6 protein-coding genes and 1 pseudogene are annotated in these 8,480 nt (G+C 48.9%); 6 read left to right on the forward strand and 1 reads right to left on the reverse strand.

Annotated features, from left to right (window positions below):
• Nucleotides 1-13: 13 nt before the first annotated feature.
• The 6 genes from HMPREF3155_RS08410 to HMPREF3155_RS08440 all read left to right on the forward strand — a co-directional run bounded on the left by HMPREF3155_RS08410 (nucleotide 14) and on the right by HMPREF3155_RS08440 (nucleotide 7,904).
• The gene (locus HMPREF3155_RS08410) at nucleotides 14-1,240 is read left to right on the forward strand and encodes a nucleotide sugar dehydrogenase (RefSeq protein ID WP_070433060.1); all 1,227 of its coding nucleotides are present in this window, start codon (nucleotides 14-16) and stop codon (nucleotides 1,238-1,240) included.
• 603 nt (nucleotides 1,241-1,843) lie between these two features.
• Nucleotides 1,844-3,121: a glycosyltransferase family 2 protein gene (locus HMPREF3155_RS08420; RefSeq protein ID WP_070433062.1), complete on the forward strand. Its 1,278-nt coding sequence runs from the start codon at nucleotides 1,844-1,846 to the stop codon at nucleotides 3,119-3,121.
• A 26-nt stretch (nucleotides 3,122-3,147) separates the two neighbouring features.
• Nucleotides 3,148-3,750: a hypothetical protein gene (locus HMPREF3155_RS08425; RefSeq protein WP_070433063.1), complete on the forward strand. Its 603-nt coding sequence runs from the start codon at nucleotides 3,148-3,150 to the stop codon at nucleotides 3,748-3,750.
• Between the two features lie 5 nt (nucleotides 3,751-3,755).
• Nucleotides 3,756-5,585: a glycosyltransferase family protein gene (locus HMPREF3155_RS08430; protein WP_070433064.1), complete on the forward strand. Its 1,830-nt coding sequence runs from the start codon at nucleotides 3,756-3,758 to the stop codon at nucleotides 5,583-5,585.
• 151 nt (nucleotides 5,586-5,736) lie between these two features.
• Nucleotides 5,737-6,681 carry an NAD-dependent epimerase/dehydratase family protein gene (locus tag HMPREF3155_RS08435; protein WP_070433065.1) on the forward strand — a complete coding sequence of 315 codons (945 nt, stop codon included), beginning with the start codon at nucleotides 5,737-5,739 and terminating at the stop codon, nucleotides 6,679-6,681.
• Between the two features lie 53 nt (nucleotides 6,682-6,734).
• Nucleotides 6,735-7,904 carry a nucleotide sugar dehydrogenase gene (locus HMPREF3155_RS08440; protein WP_070433066.1) on the forward strand — a complete coding sequence of 390 codons (1,170 nt, stop codon included), beginning with the start codon at nucleotides 6,735-6,737 and terminating at the stop codon, nucleotides 7,902-7,904.
• Nucleotides 7,905-8,125: 221 nt separating this feature from the next.
• On the opposite strand, the pseudogene HMPREF3155_RS12885 reads toward HMPREF3155_RS08440, so the two are convergent.
• Nucleotides 8,126-8,480: pseudogene (locus tag HMPREF3155_RS12885) on the reverse strand (DDE-type integrase/transposase/recombinase); the annotation flags it as partial.

Consider the following 8,480-nt stretch of genomic DNA (forward strand, 5'->3'; position numbering starts at 1 on the left):
TAGGTGGAATTGAATGAATAGAATAGCGGTTATTGGCCTGGGGTATATTGGGCTCCCGACGGCAGCTTTTCTAGCAAAAGCTGGTTATAGCGTTGAGGGGGTCGACGTAAATCGTGAAATAGTGGAGTCGATACGTCGCAATAGAGTTGAAGTAGATGAACCGGGGCTTTCCGAGATGGTGCGAACTGCTATCTTGGAAAAGCGTTTGTCGGCCGCTGAACATCCTTCTAAATCGGATGTGTTCATTATTGCGGTCCCAACGCCGTTTGATACTTCTCATCACGTCGACCCCAGCTATATTTTCGAAGCAGTTGACGCGCTAACAGAAGTTTTGGAAGAAGGAAATCTTGTCGTCCTGGAGTCAACTAGCCCTCCTGGTTTGACCGACCAGATTGAACGACGTATTCGTGAACGCCGTCCAAACCTTTTTGAGGGAGGAATGCCGCCTCTGTTTGCGCATTGTCCTGAGAGGGTCTTACCCGGGAACATTCTCTTTGAGATGGAAAACAATCCGCGAATCGTTGGTGGTACTTCTGAACAGGCTGCACTTAAAGCGGCGGAAATTTATGCCAAATTCTGTCAGGCTCCAATTCGAACCACAGATGCGAAGACTGCGGAAGCAGTAAAGCTGTCCGAGAACGCGTTTCGAGACGTTAACATCGCATTTGCAAATGAGCTTTCTTTAATCTGTGACACTATTGGCGTGGATGTATGGGAACTAATATCGCTTGCAAACCTGCATCCTCGAGTGAATATTCTACGACCCAGTTCCGGTGTAGGAGGGCACTGCATCGCTGTGGATCCGTGGTTTTTGTACTCGGCGGCTCCAGAGGAAGCACGATTGATATCAACCGCTAGATTAGTAAACGACTCAAAACCCCACAAAGTGGCCTCAAAGATTGATCATCTGGCGGGAAAAGGCGGTGCGGTGGGGATGCTTGGAGTTACCTTTAAGCCCGACGTCGACGACATACGGGAATCGCCGGCTTTGGAGGTGATTCGCGGGCTTGCGAAGCAACGTCCCGATCTCATTATTCGGGTACATGACCCGGCCCTGAAAAATCTGCCGGAGCAGCTTGAGTGCCTTGCAAATGTTGTTTGGTCGGACTCGCTTCAAGATATCCTTGATTTGTCCGATGTGGTTGGAGTCTTGGTGCTCCACAGTAAGTTTTTGCCGCTACGCTCAGCGCTTTCAGATTTTCAAGGGCAAGTTGTGGATGCCGTTGGATTGCTGAGTTGACGAGGAGTTGCCTTGGTCGCCGCTTTAATCGACCGCCCCTTAGGGGTGTGTTAGCATTTTTTCGATAAGTAGCAGTTGGAAGACGAAGTTAACGGCGGTTTCAGTGGAGAAAATTGGTTCCCTTCCCGATAAATTTGCTGGCTATACCTCGCGGGGACGCGAGGGATTGAAATCAGCCAGCCGATTTTATCATTCCTTGGTAGGTTTCCCTACCCGATCTTACCGCTGGGATGGATTGGATGATCGGCGGAATTACAGCCTTCAGTTCGGTTCTTTTGCCGTTGGTGAAAAACAAGCACTTATTCTGGTGGACGACGAATTGAAAGAGTGCTTCCCTCAGCTCGAGGGATATCGTCATTCGGAATCCTTGGAGGCAGATTACATATATATTGATAGTTCCTCGGAGGAAGCGCCTATACGATTGGATTTAGGACTTTTTAGACAAACTGGCCGAGATTTCTTGGAAATTAGACTTGTAAATTGGGGATTGGACAAGAGCTTTGAATTTCCCTCGCGTCTCTACCTAGCTTCCCTTCCTAGGCTTAATTTAGCCGAACCAGCCGAAGAGCTATCCCCTTCAAGTAGAGCGAGAACGGAGTGGAAATGAACGACAAACCCCTCGTTAGCGTTGTGATTGCAACGAAGAATCGAGCGGACTATTTGAAGCAAAGCATCGATTCGGTACTTGCGCAAACCTTCACCGATTTTGAGTTGATTCTTGTAGACGACGGCTCGACAGACGACACGAAACAGGTGATCGAAGCTTATAATGACCCGAGGGTTGTTTATACGGCGACGCCGCCGGGCAAATCGGGCATATCTGCTGCTAGAAATCATGGCGCTAACCTGTCTCGTGGCGTTTGGACGGCAGTACATGACGATGATGACTTAATGCTTCCTTGGAGACTCGAAAAACAGCTCGAATTTGCGAATGATGATGACGATTTTGTTTTCGGCACCTTTATTAACTTCGATGACGATAGCGGAGCGTTGCAGTTTCACCACGGTCGAAGCTTCAACTATGGCTCAGCACTTAAGACGGGCTTCGCGCCAGGGCATTCTACTTGGTTAATAAAAACCGATTTAATCAAGTTCTTCGGCTATGATGAGGGGCTGGAGAGCGCAGTGGATAATAACTTGGCGTTCCGCTTGCTAAGATCTGGGATCGAAGCACGACACTCGGGCGTCATCTGTCTACTGCGGAGGGTGCATTCGGGACGGATTACCGACACTGGCTCGGGAAATCAGAAATATGCAGCATCCTTAAACCTAGAGTTTCTAAAGTCCGGGGTGAATAGCCGGAGTCAAAAGAAGCTCTGGGAGGCGGCGAGATACGATTGGGGACCAACCGATAAGAATAGTTGGGAAACCAGATTCTTGCCTTATCTTCCCGATCACCTCGTTGCTCGAAGTGGTTGGGCCTTTGAGAAATTATCATACAGGCGGGGCCCATCCCGTAGGCATCATTTTAATGCAATATCTCTTACCGGCGCAGGCTGGCGGGAGATTTATGAGTTTGCAAGTCGGGGGGTTTATTTGACCGAGGCGGAAGCACGGTACGCCGAATCTCCCAGGTTTGAAGCGTTGTTGCGTGGATCTTCAGAACAAAAGATTTCTACAAATACACTCTTCAGATTTATTGTCCACGTGTTATCACCGGGAAAACGAGGCGATCTTCTCTTGATTGCCGCCGGTGCCGATATTTATGAGCGATTCAACCAAATTAATGGTGAATCTCATCGATTTGATTTTCAAGGTGATGATTGGTCGCTGAGCTATTCGGCGGTCTTAACGAAGGATTTCGAATTGATTGATGAAGTAATTAGATATGCCGAGATTAAAGAAAGTGGTCCCAGCTTTAAGCTAATACGGCTTGGTTGAGATCATCGAAAATAAGGTTTTGAGTCGTGATAATAAAGATTGATTTTGATGCAGTCAACCAGACGGGGCGATGGGCACTTTCTGTTAAGGATGATGCTACAGAACAAGGCATGCGTTCTTTAATTTTTGATGCGCCCCCGAGGAAACTCTCGGCCTCGAGAATAGTTCTAGCTGGAATCGTGTTCTGGGGCGGGAAGGGTCGGTTTTCAACATCGAACCCGTTGCCGGACAATTTCGTTAGAACTTTGGAAGCGCACGGAATAAGCATAGTTGCGCCTCTTGATTCTAGCCAGGGTTCAATTTCGCCAAAGGCGACGACGCTTCAAGTCCAAGCCGACCTTAGAATCAACGCTCAGTTGCCAGGGCGTGACCGCACCTACCTTTACCTGCCCGCTAGTGAAAGATTTCAAGGATCGTTGCGGGGAGTGAAAGAAATCGTCGTGGGCTCCAATGCGCATTGGTTGGAGAGTATTTATGGGCCAAGGGCTCTTTTATCCGCGGCAATTCTGTTCAGTGAAGATTTGATGGTCGAGAGCATTGACATGAGTGAGTACCCTGCAGAAGCGATCCCAAGGGGGATCGAAGATCTTGTTGCCGTAGAGGGTATTCAGGTTATTACTGGAAGCTAATTTCTATGAAGATGAAAAGTGAATTTGAATCAAATATTATATTTGTTCAACCTCCAAGAAGTGAACCTCGAGATGCTGTCGCATTAGCAGGTTGGTACACTGCTGCGGCCGTTCTGCAGGAAGAAGGATTTGAAGTCCATCTCGTTGAACGCGAGCATTGGAGCGAGGAGTTATCAGAAGACAGCAAGAATTTCGTATTCTTCATGGATTTAGAGCTTGCCGACGAAGTTCTTTCCTCCCCAATGGCAGACCACATTGCATCGGCACTATTTGTGTCACCTCATTCGTTTGTTGAAAAGCTTGGTGCAGATTGGGTTAGGAAGCTGCGTGAACCGAAGTTCGCTAGCATTGACATTTTTACGGATTGTCAGCTTTCTAGGTCAGTAATAGAACAGCGGCTTGACACTGCGCGTAGAAATGTATATATTTTGGCGCCTGATTTTTCTCTCCTGTATGGCGCGTTTCGCGGGTGTACACCGGACTCGGTTGCGGAGTTGTTAGATAGGCTCACTGTGGATAAGTGCGAGCAGACGCATAGTCGAAGTGCATTTGCCGTCGCGAAAGAAGGGTTTGATGCACTAAGAGAGCAGATTAACCTTGACGCTGAATGGAATGCTTTTGACGACGCAGATTTTTCAGACGTTCATAACGAGCCTTGTTTTGAGTCTTTATGGTCAGCATTAGATTCCACTCTCGAGACTTGGCGCCCGCGTGCGAGACAACTCGAAGACAACCGTAGTACTCTATTGGACTATGTAGCACCTTGGGACTCCGACCTTCGAGATTTAAAGGTTGCAGTGATGGGCACTAAGTTGACGTTTATTGATGAGCTATCTCAGCAAATTAAAAACAGCACTGGTGCCCGTGTTGAGATGAACGAGTGGAAGTTTTTGTCGGGGCCTTCGAATAAAGAACATGCAAACGAATTGGTCCGAACCAGCGACGTCATTATTGGCGAATGGGCCCGGCCTAATAATTTCTGGATTCAGGACCGCGCACGTGCTGAAGCTAAACTAATTGTCCGCGCGCATCGGTACGAAGTAACTACCGATTTTCCTCACTCTATTGATATGGACAAATACTATGCAGGTGTAGTTATTGTTCCTTGGGTAGGAAGAAAGCTTGTGCAAGAATTCGGTTGGCCGGCGGAGAAAATGGTGTATATACCTAATTACATCAACGGCACGATGCTGTCTAGGCCAAAAAGTGATGACGTTAGATTTACCCTAGGTATTGTAGGGATAACGCCTTCCTTGAAGCGGCTTGACCTCGCATTGAACTTACTTGCAGAGCTCCGTGCAATTGATAAGCGTTTTACCCTTCGCGTTCGCGGAAGTTTGCCTACCGAACACGTGAACTGGGAGCGTGATCCTCGGATTGCTCAGCAATGGGAGGAGGTCCGCCTAAGATTGGAGCTAGACCCATTAGTGCGGAACGCGGTGTTCTTCGATCCTCCAGGGCGCGATATGGCTCGCTGGTACGAGAAAATTGGGGTGATCCTATCCCTCTCCGATGTTGAAGGCTCGCACGTTGCCTTGGCTGAAGGGATAAGCTCAGGAGCCCTCCCTGTAGCTCGGCGTTGGCCAGGAATTCAGACGCTTTGGCCGGAAGACTTCATCTTCGACGATTTTGACAGTGCCGTCCAATGGGTGAGTCAAGTTGCTGACGTGGAATGGTTTCACCGCACTACAGAAAGGTTGCAGAATCATAAATCACTAGATCATCAAAGGGTACTTGCGGCTTGGAGGGAGCTGCTGCAGGGGAATCGTTCCGCCGCGCAAGAGTGTTTTGGACCTATAGACTGGGAAGCGCCGGCGTTTGATCCTATAGAGTAAGTCGCGGACTAATTTGTAATCCACTGTGTAAGAAGCTTTCTTCGGCGCACGCGACGGTGGTCTTAGGGTGAGAAACAGTTCGGAAATAATGCCGATTGTTGCTAGCTCCGCTGTTTTGTGTCGTAGTTTAGTTCCTGAAAGGAGCAAGAAATTGAATACGGTTGTGACAGGTGGGGCTGGCTTCATTGGGTCCCATTTAGTAGATGAGTTGATTGCCAGAGGCGACGAGGTTGTTGTGATCGACAACTTGAGCACCGGCCGTCTAGATAATCTTTCGCAAGCGCAAAAGTCGGAGCGTTTCCGTTTTATCGAAGCTGATATTGAGGACTTCGATTTTGAATCTTTTTTTGCGCGAGAACGCGTAGAAGTGGTTTTTCACCTGGCGGCGCAGATTGATGTTCGGAAATCCGTTGAAAAGCCGCTTTTAGATGCAAGGCAGAATATTCTCGCAACAATTCGAATCGCTCAGGCCGCTGCTACCAACGGAGTTCGCCGTATAGTGCACACCTCTTCAGGTGGGTCGATTTACGGGGTGCCGGATTGTTTTCCAGTTTCGGAGGCTGCAGCACTTTCTCCAGAATCCCCTTATGCTGCGTCGAAAGCGGCCGGTGAACTTTATCTTAAGGTGTTTCAGTCGCTTTATGGGTTGGAATATTCGCTGATTGCTCCATCAAACGTTTATGGGCCGCGTCAGAATCCCAATGGGGAAGCAGGCGTTGTAGCGATTTTCTCCGAAAGCCTTCTTTCTGGGCGAAGCACGAAGCTTTTTGGGGGAGGAACTAATACTCGGGACTATGTCTATGTCGGCGATGTTGCCAAGGCATTTATTCTTGCTAGCGGTGAAGCTGGAAATGGGATGCGGTTCAATATTGGTACTTCAGTCGAAACTACGGACGCTGAATTACACAAGCTCGTAAGTGAAGAGGTTGGGGTTTCTAGTGATCCCGTCCATTATCCCGCACGATTGGGGGATCTAAAGCGCTCTTGCTTAGACTACAGCCGCGCTAATGAATTGCTTGGGTGGTTCCCGCAGGTAGATCTGCGGGCTGGTATTTTCAAAACCGTCGAGTACTTTCGTGGACGGATAAGTTCTTAGATTCTCCACGCTTATAGTAGTCGAATCCGTGCCCATCTAGTTGAGGAATATAAATGAAGATTGTAGTGTTTGGTCTAGGTTATGTTGGCCTTTCAAACTCCGTGCTTTTGGCTGGAAATCATGAAGTGGTAGCCGTCGACCTCGACGAGGAGCGGGTTAAACTTGTAAATCAAAGGTTATCCCCAATCAAAGACGAGGGAATTGAAGATTCTCTGATGTCTGGCTGCTTGGATATCGTGGCTACCACCGACAGTGCCGGCGCTTTGGAGAATTCTGACTTTGCGTTTATTGCCACGCCAACTGACTATGACATTGACACTGGTGTTTTCAATACAGACAGTGTTGAGTCGGTCCTATCTTTGGTCGCAGAGGTCTCCCCAACTACGGTGGCCGTCATTAAGTCTACGGTACCCGTCGGATTTACCGAACTAATGGCGGAACGGTTTCCCCGCTTAAATATCGTCTTTAGCCCGGAGTTCTTGCGGGAGGGGCGTGCTCTATATGACAATCAGCATCCTTCAAGGATTATCGCGGCCTCACGCTCTAAGGCTTCGGCGGAGAAAGTTGCAGCTTTGCTTCAAGAAGGAGCTCAAAAGGACGATGTCCCGATCTTGATCTCAAATTCGACCGAAGCCGAAGCGGTCAAGCTATTCTCAAATACCTATTTGGCGATGCGGGTAGCGTTTTTTAACGAGCTAGATTCGTTTGCTCGAGTAAAAGGTCTCGACCCCAGAGCGATTATTGACGGGGTGTCTTTGGACCCTCGGATTGGGGGACATTATAACAACCCGAGCTTTGGCTACGGAGGATATTGTTTGCCGAAGGATACACGTCAGCTGCTTGCGAACTACGACGGTATTCCGCAGAGCATGATGACAGCAGTGGTGGAGTCCAATGCGCTCAGAAAATCGTTCATCGCGAACCAAGTGCTAGAGCGGTTGCCGAAGGTGGTTGGTATCTACCGGCTGACGATGAAGTCTGGGTCGGATAACTTTAGGTCTTCTTCCGTTCAAGACGTTATGGCAATTCTTCGAAACCGAGGGGTGGGAATTTTGGTATACGAGCCAACTTGGACAGGCGCAGAATTCGACGGATTTGAGGTGGTTAGAAGTTTTGATGAATTTATAAATCGTGTTGATGTCGTATTGACTAACAGGTTTAGTGTCGAGTTAGAGCCTTATACGGATAAGGTATTTACCGCAGACATTTATGCCCGTGATTGATTGAGGGGCCTGACTTTGGATAGCGACGCGCTAAAGTTGGTTGAACTGCTGAATTGAATATGGTCGATCTATTCGGGTAGGCAGTGCCTAATCTGGAGGACTTGGTTATGGTGGCGCCTAGATTTTTCTAGCAGGTATGTTGAGCTCTGTTCATTCGCCTCTTCCCTTGATGCGGCCGGCTTTGAAGCGTGCTGGTTTCTGCTCGGCATACCTAAAACTTGAATCAGCTGGTTTCCATGGATTCGTCCGGCAGTAGTTAATGCATGTTCCAAGGCCTCCATGGGCAGCGCATCGGTGCGCATCGTCGAGCGTGTAGCAACACCAACAATTTTTCGGCTGAAGACATCCACGACAAACGCGGTGTAGGCGAATCCTGACAGGGTGCGAACGTAGGTAATGTCGGCAACCCACAACCTGCCTGGGGCTTGTGCACGAAAGTTTCGCTGCACTAGGTCCGGGCGATGATCCGACGTCTTCGGGCTAGTCGTTGTCACGGGGTTCGTCCGCGTCTGCGGCCGCAAACACCTGCTAGCTTCATCAAACGTGCAGTCTTGTCGCGGCCGATATGAAAGCCTT

This window comes from Corynebacterium sp. HMSC06D04, from assembly GCF_001807315.1.
Lineage (GTDB): Bacteria > Actinomycetota > Actinomycetes > Mycobacteriales > Mycobacteriaceae > Corynebacterium > Corynebacterium simulans.